General features: G+C 65.2%; 13 protein-coding genes. 4 read left to right on the top strand and 9 right to left on the bottom strand.

Annotated features, from left to right (window positions below; genetic code table 11):
- Window positions 1–72: 72 nt before the first annotated feature.
- The 3 genes from CH271_RS07075 to CH271_RS07065 all read right to left on the bottom strand — a co-directional run bounded on the left by CH271_RS07075 (window position 73) and on the right by CH271_RS07065 (window position 3,721).
- Window positions 73–1,254, bottom strand: a complete 1,182-nt coding sequence (locus CH271_RS07075; RefSeq protein WP_141216941.1) for a DUF5336 domain-containing protein — start codon at window positions 1,252–1,254, stop codon at window positions 73–75.
- Between the two features lie 95 nt (window positions 1,255–1,349).
- Window positions 1,350–2,474 (bottom strand): dimethylsulfone monooxygenase SfnG, encoded by a 1,125-nt coding sequence (gene sfnG, locus CH271_RS07070; protein ID WP_094633106.1) that lies wholly within the window; start codon window positions 2,472–2,474, stop codon window positions 1,350–1,352.
- Window positions 2,475–2,497: 23 nt separating this feature from the next.
- Entirely contained in the window at window positions 2,498–3,721 is a 1,224-nt protein-coding gene (locus tag CH271_RS07065; RefSeq protein ID WP_170945721.1) for an acyl-CoA dehydrogenase family protein, read from the bottom strand.
- A 210-nt stretch (window positions 3,722–3,931) separates the two neighbouring features.
- On the opposite strand from CH271_RS07065, the gene CH271_RS07060 reads away from it, so the two are divergent.
- Together CH271_RS07060 and CH271_RS07055 are read left to right on the top strand one after the other, a co-directional pair.
- Window positions 3,932–4,450 carry a hypothetical protein gene (locus CH271_RS07060; RefSeq protein WP_094633105.1) on the top strand — a complete coding sequence of 173 codons (519 nt, stop codon included), beginning with the start codon at window positions 3,932–3,934 and terminating at the stop codon, window positions 4,448–4,450.
- 7 nt (window positions 4,451–4,457) lie between these two features.
- Entirely contained in the window at window positions 4,458–5,468 is a 1,011-nt protein-coding gene (locus CH271_RS07055; RefSeq protein ID WP_094633104.1) for a hypothetical protein, read from the top strand.
- A 72-nt stretch (window positions 5,469–5,540) separates the two neighbouring features.
- Here the strand turns inward: CH271_RS07055 and CH271_RS07050 are convergent, their stop codons facing one another.
- Entirely contained in the window at window positions 5,541–6,014 is a 474-nt protein-coding gene (locus CH271_RS07050) for a hypothetical protein (RefSeq protein ID WP_094633103.1), read from the bottom strand.
- A gap of 73 nt (window positions 6,015–6,087) precedes the next feature.
- Here CH271_RS07050 and CH271_RS07045 point away from each other — a divergent pair, with 73 nt between their 5' ends.
- Entirely contained in the window at window positions 6,088–6,402 is a 315-nt protein-coding gene (locus CH271_RS07045; protein WP_094633102.1) for a hypothetical protein, read from the top strand.
- A gap of 7 nt (window positions 6,403–6,409) precedes the next feature.
- On the opposite strand, the gene CH271_RS07040 is transcribed toward CH271_RS07045, so the two are convergent.
- The 4 genes from CH271_RS07040 to CH271_RS07025 form a co-directional block, all read right to left on the bottom strand.
- The gene (locus CH271_RS07040; RefSeq protein WP_170945729.1) at window positions 6,410–6,757 is read right to left on the bottom strand and encodes a DUF2200 domain-containing protein; all 348 of its coding nucleotides are present in this window, start codon (window positions 6,755–6,757) and stop codon (window positions 6,410–6,412) included.
- 130 nt (window positions 6,758–6,887) lie between these two features.
- Complete coding sequence (gene sucD, locus CH271_RS07035) at window positions 6,888–7,799, bottom strand: succinate--CoA ligase subunit alpha (RefSeq protein ID WP_027496015.1); 912 nt, start codon at window positions 7,797–7,799, stop codon at window positions 6,888–6,890.
- 8 nt (window positions 7,800–7,807) lie between these two features.
- Window positions 7,808–8,971: an ADP-forming succinate--CoA ligase subunit beta gene (gene sucC / locus CH271_RS07030; protein ID WP_032377331.1), complete on the bottom strand. Its 1,164-nt coding sequence runs from the start codon at window positions 8,969–8,971 to the stop codon at window positions 7,808–7,810.
- A gap of 146 nt (window positions 8,972–9,117) precedes the next feature.
- On the bottom strand, window positions 9,118–10,983 hold the full coding sequence (locus CH271_RS07025; RefSeq protein ID WP_094633101.1) for a hypothetical protein: 1,866 nt from the start codon (window positions 10,981–10,983) through the stop codon (window positions 9,118–9,120).
- Window positions 10,984–11,222: 239 nt separating this feature from the next.
- Here CH271_RS07025 and CH271_RS07020 point away from each other — a divergent pair, with 239 nt between their 5' ends.
- Window positions 11,223–12,257, top strand: coding sequence for a M23 family metallopeptidase (locus tag CH271_RS07020; protein ID WP_094633100.1), 1,035 nt, complete (start codon window positions 11,223–11,225; stop codon window positions 12,255–12,257).
- Between the two features lie 69 nt (window positions 12,258–12,326).
- Here the strand turns inward: CH271_RS07020 and CH271_RS07015 are convergent, their stop codons facing one another.
- Window positions 12,327–14,807: a UvrD-helicase domain-containing protein gene (locus CH271_RS07015; protein ID WP_094633099.1), complete on the bottom strand. Its 2,481-nt coding sequence runs from the start codon at window positions 14,805–14,807 to the stop codon at window positions 12,327–12,329.
- Window positions 14,808–14,919 lie beyond the last annotated feature (112 nt).

The raw sequence follows: 14,919 nt of genomic DNA, 5'->3' as shown, positions 1-14,919 counted from the left end.
AACGAGAGTCGCATCATCTTCGCGGCGCGCCGGTCAGGCGCGCCGCGAAGCGAGCTGTGATGAAGCAATGAATCAGTCGCGCTTGTTCTCGTCCTCGGCGGGAGTGGCACCGAACGACTGCGTCGGCGCGCCGTACGGCGTCGACTGGTCGCCCGATTCGGGCTCGTCCGACTTCGCCGGGGGCTGGCCGTATCCGGACGGCTGGCCGTACTGGTACTGATTCGGTGGGTAGGCCTGCCCGGCGGCCGGAGCACTCGGACCGGTGTACGGCGGCGGTGCGTAGCCGCCCTGCGGCGACGGGGTGTTGGGAGCGGACTGTCCGTACGACGGCTGTCCGCCCGGGTTGTAGGAATGCTGCCCCGACGACTGCCCGCTCGGTGCTTGACCGAAGTTCGACGACGTTCCCTGAGGCTGACCGTACGACGGCGGATTGCCGTAGGCCTGCGGCTGCGACGGTCCACCGAACGATGTGGTCGGCGCGTTGTACGGGTTCTGCTGGCCGTATCCGGCCTGCTGGTTCTGATTGCCGTAGCCCGCAGGCTTGGGAGCCGGAGCCTTGACGATGCCCGCGTCGAACAGCAGTGCAGCCACCGCGGCGGCAGCCTGGACGAAGCCGAGGACGAGCACCAGGATCGCACCGATACCGAGCGAGCTGGTGGTGCTGGCGAACTCGTTGCCCTCTGCGCTGGGCAGACTGAACGACTGGAAGACCAGCACCAGCCAACCGGCGATCGCCAGGGCGGCCACCACGGCTTGATTCCTGGCGTCTTTCTGCAGCAGCGAGGCACCGGCGATCAAGCCCGCTGCCAGCAGCAGAGCAACCGACACCGCGCTACCGCCGGACGCGAAGAACGTGGTGCTGAACGACGTCTGGATGCTGCTGGGCAGTTCCTGGGACGAGGTGACCTCGGCGGTCACGAGGTCGAGCAGTCCGAGCAGGAAAGTGACGACGCCGAGCCCGAGGATCACGAACGTGAGAATTCTCGGCAGGCTCGACAGAGCCGACCCAGGCGACTTCGACTGCGGTGCAGCGGAAGCCGGGCCGGTCGAGCCCGGTGCCGAGGTGCCGGGTACCGGAGGGCCGAAGGGATTGGACACCGACGGCTGGTGAAACGGCTGGTTCTGGCCTGGATGACCTTGCGGGTTGGACGACGGCTGATTCGGCGAGGACGACGGGCCGTAGGACGGTCCACCTCCGCCGTAGCCACCAGAGTTGGAGCCCCCTGTTTCAGGGCCGCCGGGCGAGTAGGTCATCGCGTCTCCTCATCTGAGATTGTCCGTACCCCAGGTCGGTCGGGTCCGAGAACTCACGCTACTGCACGGACCCGACCGATCACGGAACCGAAAGGTCAGCGGGCTGCCACCAACTCCTGGTCGTGCGCCTCAGCGGCCTCGAGTTCCCGAACCAGCGGCAGGACCTTCGCCCCGAAGTACTCGATCTCCTCCTGGAAGTGCAGGAATCCGCCGAGAATCAGGTCGACGCCGCGGCGACGGTAGGCGACGATGCGCTCGGCCACCTGTTCCGGGGTGCCGATCAATTGGGTCTTGAAGCCGTCGTTGTACTGAACGAGGTCCTCGAACGTCGAGTCCGCCCACATTCCCTTCTTGTCGCCCGTCGAATTGCCTGCCTGTTGCACCGCTCCTTTGAAACCTTCGACGGCAGGCTTGTTGGCCTTCTCGATGATCTCGCGCAATGTGTCTCGCGCTTCCTTCTCGCTGTCTCGCGCGATGATGAAGCCGTTGAGCCCGAACTTGACCTCACGCCGGTGATCACGCGCGACGCGTCGGAGGTTGTCGAGTTGCTCGGTGACGCCGTCGAAATCTTTGCCGTTGCTGAAGTACCAGTCCGAGTACCGACCGGCATTCTCCTGCGCTGCAGACGAATTGCCGCCCTGGAACAGTTCGGGGTTGGGACGATCTGGACTGTTCAGCGGTTTGGGCTTGAGTGTGAAGTCGTGGATCCGATAGAAGTCGCCTCGGAAGTCCACGTCGTCCTCGGTCCAGATCTTGCGCAGTACCTGCAGGAATTCTGCACTGCGACGGTACCTCTCGTCGTGTTCGAGCCAGGGCTCACCGAGGTGGGTGAACTCGTCCTTGAACCAACCACTGACTACGTTGACCGCGAATCGGCCGTTCGACAGGTGATCGGCAGTGGCACCGAGCTTGGCGAGGACCGCCGGCTGCCACAGCCCGGGATGCACTGCTGCAATGACTTTGAGTCGTTCGGTGGCCAGCAGCAGCGCGAGCGAGAAGCTGGTCGACTCGTGCTGAAACTCTGCCCCGTAGCTGGCTTCGTAGCGAACCTGACTCAAGGCGTACTCGAATCCGTTGTTCTCGGCCGTCTGCGCCAGCTTCTTGTTGTACTCGTAATCCCAGCTGGTGCGTTGCTCGATGGTGCTGGTGACCAGACCACCCGAGACGTTGGGTACCCAGTACGCGAATTTGATTGCGTCGGCGATTTTTTCGGTGCTCATCGTTGTTCTCCTACCAGTGCGTTCTACGAGTACCAGGTCGGCTCGGGCAGTTCGCCCGTGAGAACCCAGCGCCCGACCTCGCGTCGCTTGTATGCGACCGGATCGTGCAGGGTGTGCGTACGCACATTGCGCCAGAAACGGTCGAAGCCGTACTTGCTGGCCGTCGCCCGCGCGCCGAGGGCCTCGAACACCGTGGACGTGATCTCGAGCGACACCTCCGTGGCGCGAGCCTTCACTGCGGCGACGCGTACCTCGTGCTCACCGCGCTCCTCCGCGGTGACGCTCCAGGCGTTGTCGTGGATCTTCTTTCCTTCCAACGCAACTGCGTCGGCGAGCGCTTCGACGGCCCACAACTTGGACGTCAGATCGCCGTAGATGTCGATGATGTACGGCTCGTCGACGGCCTTGTCCACGGTGCTGTGCAGCCACGCCCGGGTCTTGTCCTTGGTGTACGACGCGGCTTCCTCGAGTGCGCCCCTCGCGATTCCGAGGTAGAAGTTGACGAACACCAGCTGGATGGTCGGAACGTTGAGGGTGTTGTAGACGCGCGGCTGAAAAGCTTTGTCCACGAACCCTGCTGCGCTGGCCCAATCGACGCGAACCTTGTCGATGGTGACACTGCCACTCTCCGTCTGACGCTGACCGATGTTGTCCCAGTCGTCATGAAAGGACAGCCCCTCGATGTTCGACGGCACGATCGCGAACACGTGATCGGTGCTGCCTTCGAGTGCTCCTTCGAGCACGGTGACGTCGGAGATGCGGCTGCCGGTGGAGAAGGTCTTGGAACCGTCGAAGACGATGGTGTCGCCCTCGTCGGTGACGGCGACGTCGTTGTCCCGAGGGTTGACGGCACCGCCGAAGAACCATTTGTTCTTCGTAGCGTCTGCTTCGACGGCCTCGATCTGTTCGGGGGTGCCGACGAGTCGAGCGGCCCAGAACCACAGCAGGTGGTAGCCGAGCAATTGACCGATCGAGCCGTCGGCCTTCGAGACGGTGCGGATCACCTGATACGCCGTCGGCCAGTCCTGGCCCGCGCCGCCGTGTTCGACGGGGCCGAGCAGAGTGACGAGGCCGGCGTCCTTGAGCAACTGGACCTCGGCGGCGGGGGCCTCGCGCCCCTTGTCGCGAGCGACAGCGTCGACTGCGAGAAGTTGAGCCACCTCACCGGCGCGGGAGATCCATCCGGCAGCAGTGGTGGGGGCGTCGGGCCAGGACTTGGTGAGAGCACGGTTCTCGGTGGTTGTCATGACGATCAGTGAAGTCCGGCAACGAATCGATGACCACACTTCGATTCAGCATGATTTTAAGAATTATGTGCCAGGTCCGTTTCTGCCTCTCAAAAATACCCCGTGACAGTTATCCACAATTTGTAACGCATCACTAACGGGGGCGATTAATGTTGTGCACATCACAAACCGGCGAGTCCCTGGGGCTCGCACTCCCCTAGGACGCCCCTCATGCGCAAGTCACTCTTCGCCACCGTCGCCGCCGCCGGTGCCCTCGTTGCTGCCGTCATCTCGCCTGCCGTCTCCAACGCCGTCCCCACCAACGTGACCTTCACCGTTGCGGGCGGTGCACTGACCATCACCGCGCCGACAGACTCACCCCTGACCGTCACCGGGAATACTGCCAGCGGAGACATCACCCCGGTCGTCGTGTCCGATCAACGACTCGGACTCAACGGCTGGACTGCGAAGGCTGTCAGCACCGCATTCGACAAGCCCTCACCGGATCCCGCATCGATTCCCGCGACTGCCGTGTCCTACTCGGCACCGCTCGCTCCGGGGCGCACGGGCATCTCGACGGTGCTCGGAATACTGGTTCCTCAGGTCATCGACACCAACAAGACCGTCGTAACCGCGACGGCTGTCGTGGGAGCGAACACCGCCACCTGGGCCGGTACTGTCTCCGTCGCGCTGCCGAGCAACGTCGTCGCCGGTACCTACACGGGCGTCGTCACGCATTCGGTCGCCTGATCTGTACATGTCACTTCATCGGGGATTGGCTGCCGGAGTCCTGACCGTGCTGATGTTCGCTTCGGCGTTCGTCACGCAGGCTCCGGCGGCCGCTCAGCAACCAACCGAATCGGCACCGGTGGGCAGCGTGGGTATACGACTGCTCGAAGCGTCGGTATCCCTCCAGGACGACCCGCGGGCGCTGGCATACATCATCGACAACCTGCCGCCCGGCACCACCATCACCAGACGCATCGAGGTCAGCAACAGCACCGATCAACAGCAGCCGGTCACGCTGTACCCGGCAGCTGCATCGATCGGAGCCGACAACTCCGGCTTCGAGGTGGGTGACGACCGTGCCGTCAACGAGCTCACGACGTGGATGTCGGTGACGCCGACAGACCTCACGCTCGCTCCTAACTCGGCGGCCGAAGCGGTGGTGACCATCGCGGTTCCACCCGACGCCCCCGAGGGTGAGCAGTACGCCGTCGTCTGGGCGCAAACTGCTGGTGCCCCATCAGGAACCGGCATCCAGAACGTCAGCCGCGTCGGTATTCGCACCTACCTCTCGGTCGGTCCAGGAAACGGTCCCGCAGCCGACCTGTCCATCGATGGAGTCACCGCTGCTCGCAGCGACGACGGTGCCCCACAGGTCGTCGCGAACATCACCAACACCGGCGGCCGAGCTCTCGATCCGAGCGGGACGGTCGAACTCTCCGGTGGCCCAGGCGGTATTTCCGGTACACCGGTGAAGGGCTCGGGCGGGTCCATCGCGCCTGGGCAATCAGGAAGCGTCACGTTCACGCTCGACCCCGCTCTTCCCGCAGGGCCGTGGCAGGCCGCAGTCACCGTCACGAGCGGGTTGGTGAACAAGACGTCGAACGTCGAACTCACCTTCCCCGACCAGGGCTCGGTCGCCGCACAAGACTCTTCGTCCGAGTCGGGTACTCCGGTGTGGGTCTGGGCGGTCGTTGCGTTGGGAATCATCGCCGTCGCGGCGGCGGTACTCATTGTGATTCGGCGACGAAAGACCAGCTGACATGCGACGTCTGACATTGGCAGTCGGATTGGCGGTGGTCCTTGCGGCCACCGTCGATCCGGCGGTGTCGGCTCAGCCCTTCCCCGAAATACCCACCGCCACAACGGCGTGCGCGGCGGACTCGACGCCGACGACTACCCCCGTTCCAGTGGACACGATCGCACCGACCACCACGCCGATGCCGACGGCCGAGTGCATACCCTCTGCACCGATCGTCACAACCTCACCGACGGCATCCACCGAGGCTCCGACGGTGTCGACCGTGCCGACGACGACTTCCCCCACCGTCACGGCAACGGCTCTGCCGACGATGGAACCGACCCCCACCACCACAGTCCCGACGACCACAGCAGTCCCCGAGACCACAGCAATTCCCACGACCACGGCAGTCCCGACGACCACAGTGACTGCTGAGCCGACGGGCGCGTCATCGACAACTGCGACGCCGACGTCGGATCCGATAGCGACCACCTCGACAAGCGCCGTCTCGTCGCCTGAGCCTGCCGCTCGCGCGGCGGCCGCACCCGCCGCGAGCCTGCTGGACATTCAGGCGAACACCGGACTGGTCGCACAAGCGGGACAGGGTGCGTTGACTCCTGGAGTGCCGTGGACCGGGAACATGAGTCTCAGCGTGGTCAACGTGCTCGGCAACTGGACTTCGACGGTGAGTCTGTCGCCGTTCCGAGGCCAGAACACCGGTAGGACGGTCACGCCCGTCGCGTCCTATTCCGCTCCCGAGACCAACTGCTTGCTTCTGTTGGTGAAATCCCCTGGCGTCAGCAACGTGCCGCTCTCGGCTACGGCTGTCAACGCGAAAACCGGTGGGGGCGTGGCATGCCTGACCAGTTGGACGGCCACGGTGAACATCTTGGTACCGAACAGCGATCTGCTCGCCGACACCTACACCGCCACTCTCACTCATTCGATCTACTGAGCAACGGTCATCCGCGCAGGATTTTCTCCATTTTCTTGCCCTTGGCGAGTTCGTCGATCAGCTTGTCCAGATAGCGGATCTTCTGCATCAGGGGGTCTTCGACGTTCTCGACGCGTATGCCGCACACGACTCCGGTGATCAGGGTTGCGTTCGCGTTGAGGTCCGCTGCGGCGAAGAACTCGTCGAACGTCGTTTCGGCTTCGAGATGCCGGTCGAGGGCCGACTGATCGAATCCGGTGAGCCACCGGATGATCTCGTCGACCTCAGCTTTCGTCCGACCTTTGCGCTCGGCCTTGTTCACGTAGTGCGGATAGACCGAGCTGAAGGCGGTGGTGAAGATCCTGTGCACGCGCATCAATCTAGACCCCTTCGCGTGAATGTGACATTGCCGCGTCCAGACGCATGCAGTGGTCCATTCACGCGGACCGGGGCGCACGAAAAAGCCCGCCACCGGATTCGGTGGCGGGCTTCTTACGATGTGAAACTTACTTCACGGACAGCGATTCCAGGATTTCGCGCGCGAGGGCAGCGGTCTCGGACGGCGTCTTGCCGACCTTGACGCCTGCGGCCTCGAGTGCGTCCTTCTTCGCCTGCGCCGTTCCCAGCGAGCCGGAGACGATGGCGCCTGCGTGGCCCATGGTCTTGCCCTCGGGAGCGGTGAAGCCTGCGACGTAGCCGACGACCGGCTTGGTCACGTTGGCCTTGATGTAATCGGCTGCGCGCTCTTCTGCGTCGCCACCGATCTCACCGATCATGACGATGATCTTGGTGTCGGGATCCGCCTCGAACGCCTCGATGGCGTCGATGTGGGTGGTTCCGATGACGGGGTCGCCGCCGATGCCGATGGCCGTCGAGAATCCGAAGTCACGGAGCTCGAACATCATCTGGTAGGTCAGCGTGCCGCTCTTGGAGACCAGGCCGATGGGGCCGGTTCCCGAGATGTTCGCGGGCGTGATGCCGACGAGAGCCTCACCGGGGGTGATGATTCCGGGGCAGTTCGGGCCGATGATGCGGGTCTTCTTGCCCTTCTCCACGTTGTAGGCCCACGCGTACGCGGAGTCCTGCACGGGGATGCCCTCGGTGATGACGACGAGCAGCGGGATCTCGGCGTCGATGGCCTCGACGATGGCGTCCTTGGAGAATGCCGGCGGCACGAACGCGATGGACACGTCGGCTCCGGTCTTCTCCATGGCCTCGGAAACCGAAGCGAACACCGGCAATTCGATGTCGTTGCCCTGAGCGTCGACGTGCTTGACCGTGGTTCCGGCCTTACGTGCGTTGACGCCACCGACGACCTGGGTTCCGGCCTTGAGCATCAGGGCGGTGTGCTTGGTGCCTTCGCCGCCGGTGATGCCCTGGACGATGACCTTGTTGTCCTTGTTCAGAAAGATAGACATTGTTTCCTCTACTTCGCTGCCAGCTCGGCGGCCTTGTCGGCGCCCTCGTCCATGGTTCCGGCGAGCGTCACCAGCGGGTGCGCGGCGTCGGCGAGAATCTTGCGGCCCTCTTCGACCTTGTTGCCGTCGAGACGGACGACCAGCGGCTTGTTGGCGTCGTCGCCCAGCTTCTTCAGTGCGCCGACGATGCCGTTGGCAACTGCGTCACACGCGGTGATGCCGCCGAAGACGTTGACGAACACGCTCTTGACCTGCTCGTCACCGAGGATGACGTCGAGGCCTGCGGCCATGACCTCGGCCGAGGCGCCGCCGCCGATGTCGAGGAAGTTGGCGGGCTTGACGCCGCCGTGTGCCTCGCCCGCGTATGCGACGACGTCGAGGGTCGACATGACCAGTCCGGCACCGTTTCCGATGATGCCGACCTGTCCGTCGAGCTTGACGTAGTTGAGGTCGTTCTCCTTGGCCTTGGCCTCGAGGGGATCGGCTGCGTCCTTGTCCTCGAACTCGGCGTGGCCGGCCTGGCGGAAGTCCGCGTTGGCGTCGAGCGTGACCTTGCCGTCGAGGGCGAGGATCTGATCGTCCGGGGTGCGAACCAGCGGGTTGACCTCGACCAGGAGAGCGTCTTCGTTGATGAAGACCTCCCACAGCTTCTGGATGGTCACCGCAGCGGCGTCGAGCACCTCGGCGGGAAGCTTGCCCTTTTCGGCGATTTCACGAGCAAAAGCAAGGTCGACACCCTTGACGGCGTCGACCGGGATACGTGCGAGTGCGTCGGGGTTCTCCTCCGCCGTCACCTCGATTTCGACTCCACCCTCGACCGAACACATCGCGAGGTAGGTGCGGTTGGTGCGATCGAGCAGGAAGGAGATGTAGTACTCCTCGGCGATGTCGGAGGCTTCTGCAACGAGAAGCTTCTTGACGACATGGCCCTTGATGTCGAGTCCGAGAATCGCTTCTGCGTTCTCGGTGGCTGCTGCGACGTCCTTGGAGTACTTGACGCCACCGGCCTTGCCGCGGCCGCCGACCTTGACCTGTGCCTTGACCATTACTGGCTTGCCGATTTCTTCGGCAATCTGTGTTGCTCCGGCGACCGTGTCGGTGACACGACCGGCGGAGGTGGGTACGCCATGCTTGGCGAACAATTCCTTCGCCTGGTATTCGAAGAGATCCATCAGCTCACCGTCTCGTCTACGTTGACGCCCGCTCCAGGGGTGTGAGCGGGTCTGAGCATGGACTTTATCCAGGTGGCCCGACAGCGCATCGGGCGCATGCATGCTATGTGGCCTATCTCACCGCTTCCGGGTCGATGAAACGGCCGTCACCGACCGACTCGTCGGGCCGAAAGTGCCGCGGCGACACCGAGAACGACGATTCCGATCACCGACGGCACGACGCCGGGGCCCATCTCCGGATCGGTGGCACGTGCAGATGTCGGCGGCCACGACGACAGATGAACGATCCCGGCGACGGCTGCTGCGCCGAGCAGAACGCTCCCGCGAGCGGGCCGAGCTCGCGCCGCGACGACCGCAGCAACGACGACTCCGGCGGCGAGCAGCATCTGACCCCAGGTGTCCCAGCCCCACGGGAATTCGGTGACTGTCGCGGAGGTAAGGTCGATACCGCGATACAAGGGCAGTGCCAACCCGATGGCGAGGAGACCGGAGCCGAGCAGCGCGGTACCCAGCAGCGGGCCGTCGGTTCCGGCGTCGGCCGAGGTGTCGACGTCGTCGCGTTCGGCCGATCCGGCGAACAGGGCCAGCAGTCCGGTGGCCACCGCCGCGACGACGCCCGCCATGATCGCCAGAGCGCCGACGCCGGTGCTCACCCCCTCCACGTCCTCGGCGAGCACCACCGACTGCAGTACCGCGGCTGCAGCCGCCACCGCGCCGAGCCAGAACATCGACACGAACGGCCGCGCAGCCGAGGCGAACTCGGAGAACAACAGCGGCACCGAACCCAGAATCATCACGAACCCGGCAACCAGCACCACCCTGGTGGCCAATATCTGCGGCACGGCGATCCCCGAGTCGGTCTCCAGAATCGGCAACAACGATCCGACGACGAACAGCACGCCGGACAGCACGCCTGCACTCCCCGCTGCCGCGTGCCACCTCGTCGTTCCTGGACCGGCGACACCACGGACACCTCGCGCCCCCGTCTCGCGCTGCTGCGCCCGCTCCAGTGCTCGACGGTCACGCGCCGCGGCAACGGGTGCGAGTACTGCGCCACAGATCAGCAGCCCGAGCCCTGCGACCGTTCCCAGGTAGGCACCGAGGCCGGCATCGACCCGGTCGCCGGTTCCGAGTCCCGCGAGAAGAGCCACCCCGGCGAAGCCGAGCACGCCGAGGCCGGCTCCGACGGACGCACCCGATGCCACCTGCGGCGAGAGTGCGGCCAGCGCAGCTGCGGCCACCACGAGCGCCGCGACACCGACGACTCCGGAGCCCACCGCAACGAACACCGGCGACTCCACCACGGCCGTCACGATCACCACCGGATCCGACGAGCGGTACAGCGAGGCGAACGCCGCAACGGCAGCCAGCACACCGAACGCGCCGAGCAGCGACGCGAGCAACGGCCCGACACGCCCCGCTGCCGCCCGCCCCACGTGCTCGGAATACACCGACTGGCCGTACCCGTCACCGAGTCCGGCGCGGTGCACCGCAGACCACCCCGCAACACCCGCCAGAACCGACACAGCGTGACCGACGAGCAGAACGTAGGCCCCAGCGGTGGCGTCGAGCGTCGCGGCGCTCAGCGGGCGGAAGAGCTCGAGTCGATTGGCATCGATGGGGTCGGACAACAGGGCGACGTCGAGGAGTGTGAATCCGAGTGCCACGGCGCCGTACCCGGCCAGCAGTGCCGCCGCCAGTTCGACGCGTCTACCGGCCACACCCACCGCGGCTCCGATGACAACGACAACGGGCACGGCACCGGCCAGGATCGCGGCCATCGCGGCCCCGTCACCCACCGGCGAACCGTCGGCGCTGCGGACGACGCCGATCAGCTGGGCCGACACTGCGGCAACCGCAGCGATCAGCGCGAGTGCGACGGCGAGTGCGACGCGGGGGGTGGGCGACGGATCGTCCGCTCGACCGAACTCTCCGTCCTGAGGTCGGATCCGTTGTGGTTCCGCTCGCTCGGAGCCGCGGGCGGACGAGTCGTCGAAGGTGGGAGTCGGCACTCGGATCACGGTATCGGCTCGATCGGTGCGAGAACCGTTACTGTCACCGTGTGCCGTCCACGTGTTCGCGTGTCCGATTACGAATGTGGCTCGTCACGACATAACCGCTGGTCGCCTTGTGAGCCATCTCACATATGACGCCGGTTTGGGCTGTTAACTTGCGCGCCCCGCAATCATTTCGTTACCGTCTGCCGAGTCTTTCAGTAACGGCCAGGTCACGAAAACGGAGGTTGTAGGTCTTGCAGCAACACCGTGCGTCCTTCACCTCCAGCCGGTTCTCTCGACCTTCGGCCGAAGACGCGACCACGGTCTACAGCTACGAGCCCGCCGCCGGAGCAGCCGCAGAGCCCGCCTACGAGACCAGCGCTTACGACGCGTACGCCTACCCGGCGTACCGATACGTCGAAGCCGACTTCGCAGAGACCCCGCACATCGCAGCCGACGAGTCGCCGACCGTCGTCAACTCGTTCGCCACCACCGCAGACGCCACCCCCGTGGCCCGTCGCGGCGGCGCACACCGCATTCCCCTTCCCCCTACTGCGCTCAAGGGCCGAGCCGCAGTTCTCGCTGTCGCCGCAGGCGCGGTTGTCGCGGCAGGCCAGGCCGTCGTCAACGACGACTCACCCGCCGCAGTCGCCACCTCCGAGTACGCGCTCGCCGCAGGTGAAGCACCCGCCGCCGCAGCAGTCGCGGCCACCACCACTCCGCAGACCACCGAGATCGACGCCGACTCGTCCAGCGCGACGCCGTCGGAAGCACCGCAGATCCTCAGCATCGCTGCACCGGTGGATCTGAGCCAGTTCAACGACCTGCTCGCCAAGGGCCAGCGCTTCAGCGAAGAGCGCGCCGCACGCGAAGCCGCTGCTCGCAGGCCGCTGTTCGCACTTCCGGCACAGGGCACCTACACCTCCAACTTCGGCACCCGCTGGGGCGTTCTCCACGCCGGCGTCGACGTTGCCAATGCCATCGGAACTCCGATCTACGCCGTCGCCGACGGCAAGGTGATCGACTCCGGTCCGGCTGCCGGCTTCGGTATGTGGGTTCGCGTGCAGCACGCAGACGGCACGATCACCGTCTACGGCCACATCGACACCACCCTCGTCGCCGTCGGTCAGGACGTCATGGCCGGCGATCAGATCGCAACGATGGGCAACCGCGGCTTCTCCACCGGCCCGCACCTGCACTTCGAGGTTCACCTTCCGGGCGAGGTCAAGATCGACCCGCTACCGTGGCTCGCTTCCCGAGGAATCTCCCTCGGACCAGAGATGGACTGAATCCACCGACTTTCCACACGAAGCCGGACCCCGCTTTCGCAGGGTCCGGCTTTCGCGTTCTCGGCCCTCTTACAGCTTGGTCATCGGGACGCCGCCGATGAGCATCATCTTCACGCGGCCTGCCGAACCGAAGTCGATCAACACCATCGCCTTGACGCCGGCTCCGGTCGATTCCAACACCGTACCCAGGCCGTACTTGTCGTGGCTGACTCGATCACCCACGGCGAGAACGAGGTTCGAGTTGCGCCCCTTGGCTGCACCGAAACTCGGAGTCGAACTCTGGCCGCGACTCGAGGACCCGCCGTAGCCGCCCGAGCCGTAACTGTTCGAGCCGTATCCGCCACCACCCGATCCGTAGCTGCCGGATCTTCCGCCGCCGATGGATCGGCCTCCCCCGGTGCCCGGATCCTCGCGTCGCCAGTCGATCAGGTGCTGCGGAACCTCTTGCAGAAAGCGCGATTCCGGGTTGGCGATGGGCTGACCCCAGGCCGAGCGCATGATCGCGCGCGTGAGATAGAGCCGCTGCCGCGCACGGGTGATGCCCACGTACGCAAGACGTCGCTCCTCGGACAGTTCGTTCGGGTCGCCGAGCGCCCGCATGTGCGGGAATTGGCCGTCCTCCCAACCCGTCACGAAGACAACCGGGAACTCCAGGCCCTTCGCGGTGTGCAGCGTCATCAGGGTGACGACGCCGGTACCCGAATCCGGGATCTGATCGGTGTCGGCCACCAGCGAGACCCGTTCGAGGAACGCCGCGAGCGACCCCGGCTCGGCCAACCCGTCGACGCCACCGTCCTCCTCGCCGTTCTCGTCGTCCCCGGTTTCGAGAGCTTCCGCCGCCACTGCAGCCTGATTGCGCGCCTCGGAGGTGAATTCCCGTGCGACGCTGACGAGTTCGTTGAGGTTGTCGAGTCGAGCACCGTCCTGCGGATCACTGCTGGCCTCGAGTTCGGCGCGGTAGCCGGTGCGGTCGAGAACGGCTTCGACGACATCGCCGATGTCTGCGATGTCGTTGCCGTCCCCGTCGGTCGCAGTGAGCACTGCACGTAATTCGTCGAGCAACTCCATGAACTGCGCGATCAACTTCTGCTGCCGCGAGTTGAGCAACGCCACCTTGCCCGCGGCCGCGTCGTGCAGTGCGCGCGAGAAGCTGATGTCGCGCTGCTCGGCGTGGACGGCGACACAGGCCTCGGCACGATCGCCGATCCCCCGGCGCGGAGTGTTGAGGATGCGTCGCATGCTGACGGTGTCGTCCTCGTTGGACAACACGCGTAGGTACGCGACGAGGTCTCGCACCTCCTTGCGCTCGTAGAAGCGGACACCGCCGACGACCTTGTACGGCAGACCGAGTCGGATGAAGATCTCTTCGAGCGCACGCGAGGAGTTGTTGGTTCGGTAGAAGACGGCCACCTCGTCGAAGCGCACGTCTCCGCCGTCGACGAGTCGGTCGATCTCCGAGGCCACGAACGATGCCTCGTCGTGCTCGTTGTCGGCGACGTAACCGACGATCAACTCGCCCTCGCCGGTGTCGGTCCACAGCTTCTTCTCGCGTCGGCCGATGTTGCGAGAGATGACCGCATTGGCGGCCGAGAGGATGTTCTGCGTCGATCGGTAGTTCTGCTCGAGCAGGATGGTGCGCGCGTCCGGATAGTCGCGCTCGAATTCCTCGATGTTGCGGATGGTCGCGCCGCGGAAGGCGTAGATGGACTGATCCGCGTCGCCCACCACACACAGCTCGCCCGGCGCGACGGTGCCCTCGAGTGCACCGTCGGCGTCGGGGGTACCGACCAATTCGCGGACCAACATGTACTGGGCGTGGTTGGTGTCCTGGTACTCGTCGACCAGAACGTGCCGGAACCGGCGTCGGTAGTACTGCGCCAACTGGGGGAACGCCTGCAGAATGCCCACCGTCTCGCCGATGAGGTCGTCGAAGTCCATCGCATTGGCCGCGCGCAGCCGCTGCTGGTAGACGCTGTAGACCTTGGCCACCAGTCGCGGCAGCTCGGCGGGATCGCCGTCGGCGTCCACCGCCGCCTTGTCGGGGCCGATCAGCTCGTTCTTCAGGTTCGAGATCGCCGTCGAGAGCAGCCGCGCCGAGAACTTCTTGGTGTCGATCTGCAGATCCTTGGAGATCATCGTCAGCAGTCGCCGAGAGTCGTCCGCGTCGTAGATGGAGAAGTTCGAGTTCAGACCGGGCAGCAGCGCAGCCTGCGCGCGCAGAATCCGCACGCAACTCGAGTGGAAGGTGGACACCCACATGGCGTTCGCTCGCGGTCCGACGAGTCCGGCGACTCGCTCGCGCATCTCGGCAGCGGCCTTGTTGGTGAACGTGATGGCCAGAACCTGGCCGGGTGACACTCCTCGCTCGGCCAGCAGATACGCGATGCGGCGCGTCAGCACTGCCGTCTTGCCCGACCCGGCTCCGGCCACGATGAGCAGCGGAGATCCGGTATGTACGACGGCCTCGCGCTGCTGAGGATTGAGGCCTTCCAGCAGTGCGTCGGACGAGGTGTTCTGTCGGGACTGAAGGCCCTGGAGGAATGTGTTCATCGTCTGGTCAGGTTACCGGCGCGTACCGACAAACCCACATCGCGTGGTCGTCGGCCGAACCGACGACTTTTCAGGAGGGGGGACCCGTGGCACACTGGATCGGTGATCGAAA

The organism is Rhodococcus sp. 05-340-2, assembly GCF_002258915.1.
Classification (GTDB): domain Bacteria; phylum Actinomycetota; class Actinomycetes; order Mycobacteriales; family Mycobacteriaceae; genus Rhodococcoides.
This window is presented reverse-complemented; position numbering and strand designations above follow the sequence as displayed.

Coding starts and splice junctions, on each gene's coding strand:
- CH271_RS07075 (WP_141216941.1), bottom strand. CDS start 1,254: ATGACCTACTCGCCCGGCGGCCCTGAAACAGGGGGCTCCAACTCTGGT.
- sfnG (WP_094633106.1), bottom strand. CDS start 2,474: ATGAGCACCGAAAAAATCGCCGACGCAATCAAATTCGCGTACTGGGTA.
- CH271_RS07065 (WP_170945721.1), bottom strand. CDS start 3,721: ATGACAACCACCGAGAACCGTGCTCTCACCAAGTCCTGGCCCGACGCC.
- CH271_RS07060 (WP_094633105.1), top strand. CDS start 3,932: ATGCGCAAGTCACTCTTCGCCACCGTCGCCGCCGCCGGTGCCCTCGTT.
- CH271_RS07055 (WP_094633104.1), top strand. CDS start 4,458: ATGTCACTTCATCGGGGATTGGCTGCCGGAGTCCTGACCGTGCTGATG.
- CH271_RS07050 (WP_094633103.1), bottom strand. CDS start 6,014: ATGTCCAGCAGGCTCGCGGCGGGTGCGGCCGCCGCGCGAGCGGCAGGC.
- CH271_RS07045 (WP_094633102.1), top strand. CDS start 6,088: ATGAGTCTCAGCGTGGTCAACGTGCTCGGCAACTGGACTTCGACGGTG.
- CH271_RS07040 (WP_170945729.1), bottom strand. CDS start 6,757: ATGCGCGTGCACAGGATCTTCACCACCGCCTTCAGCTCGGTCTATCCG.
- sucD (WP_027496015.1), bottom strand. CDS start 7,799: ATGTCTATCTTTCTGAACAAGGACAACAAGGTCATCGTCCAGGGCATC.
- sucC (WP_032377331.1), bottom strand. CDS start 8,971: ATGGATCTCTTCGAATACCAGGCGAAGGAATTGTTCGCCAAGCATGGC.
- CH271_RS07015 (WP_094633099.1), bottom strand. CDS start 14,807: ATGAACACATTCCTCCAGGGCCTTCAGTCCCGACAGAACACCTCGTCC.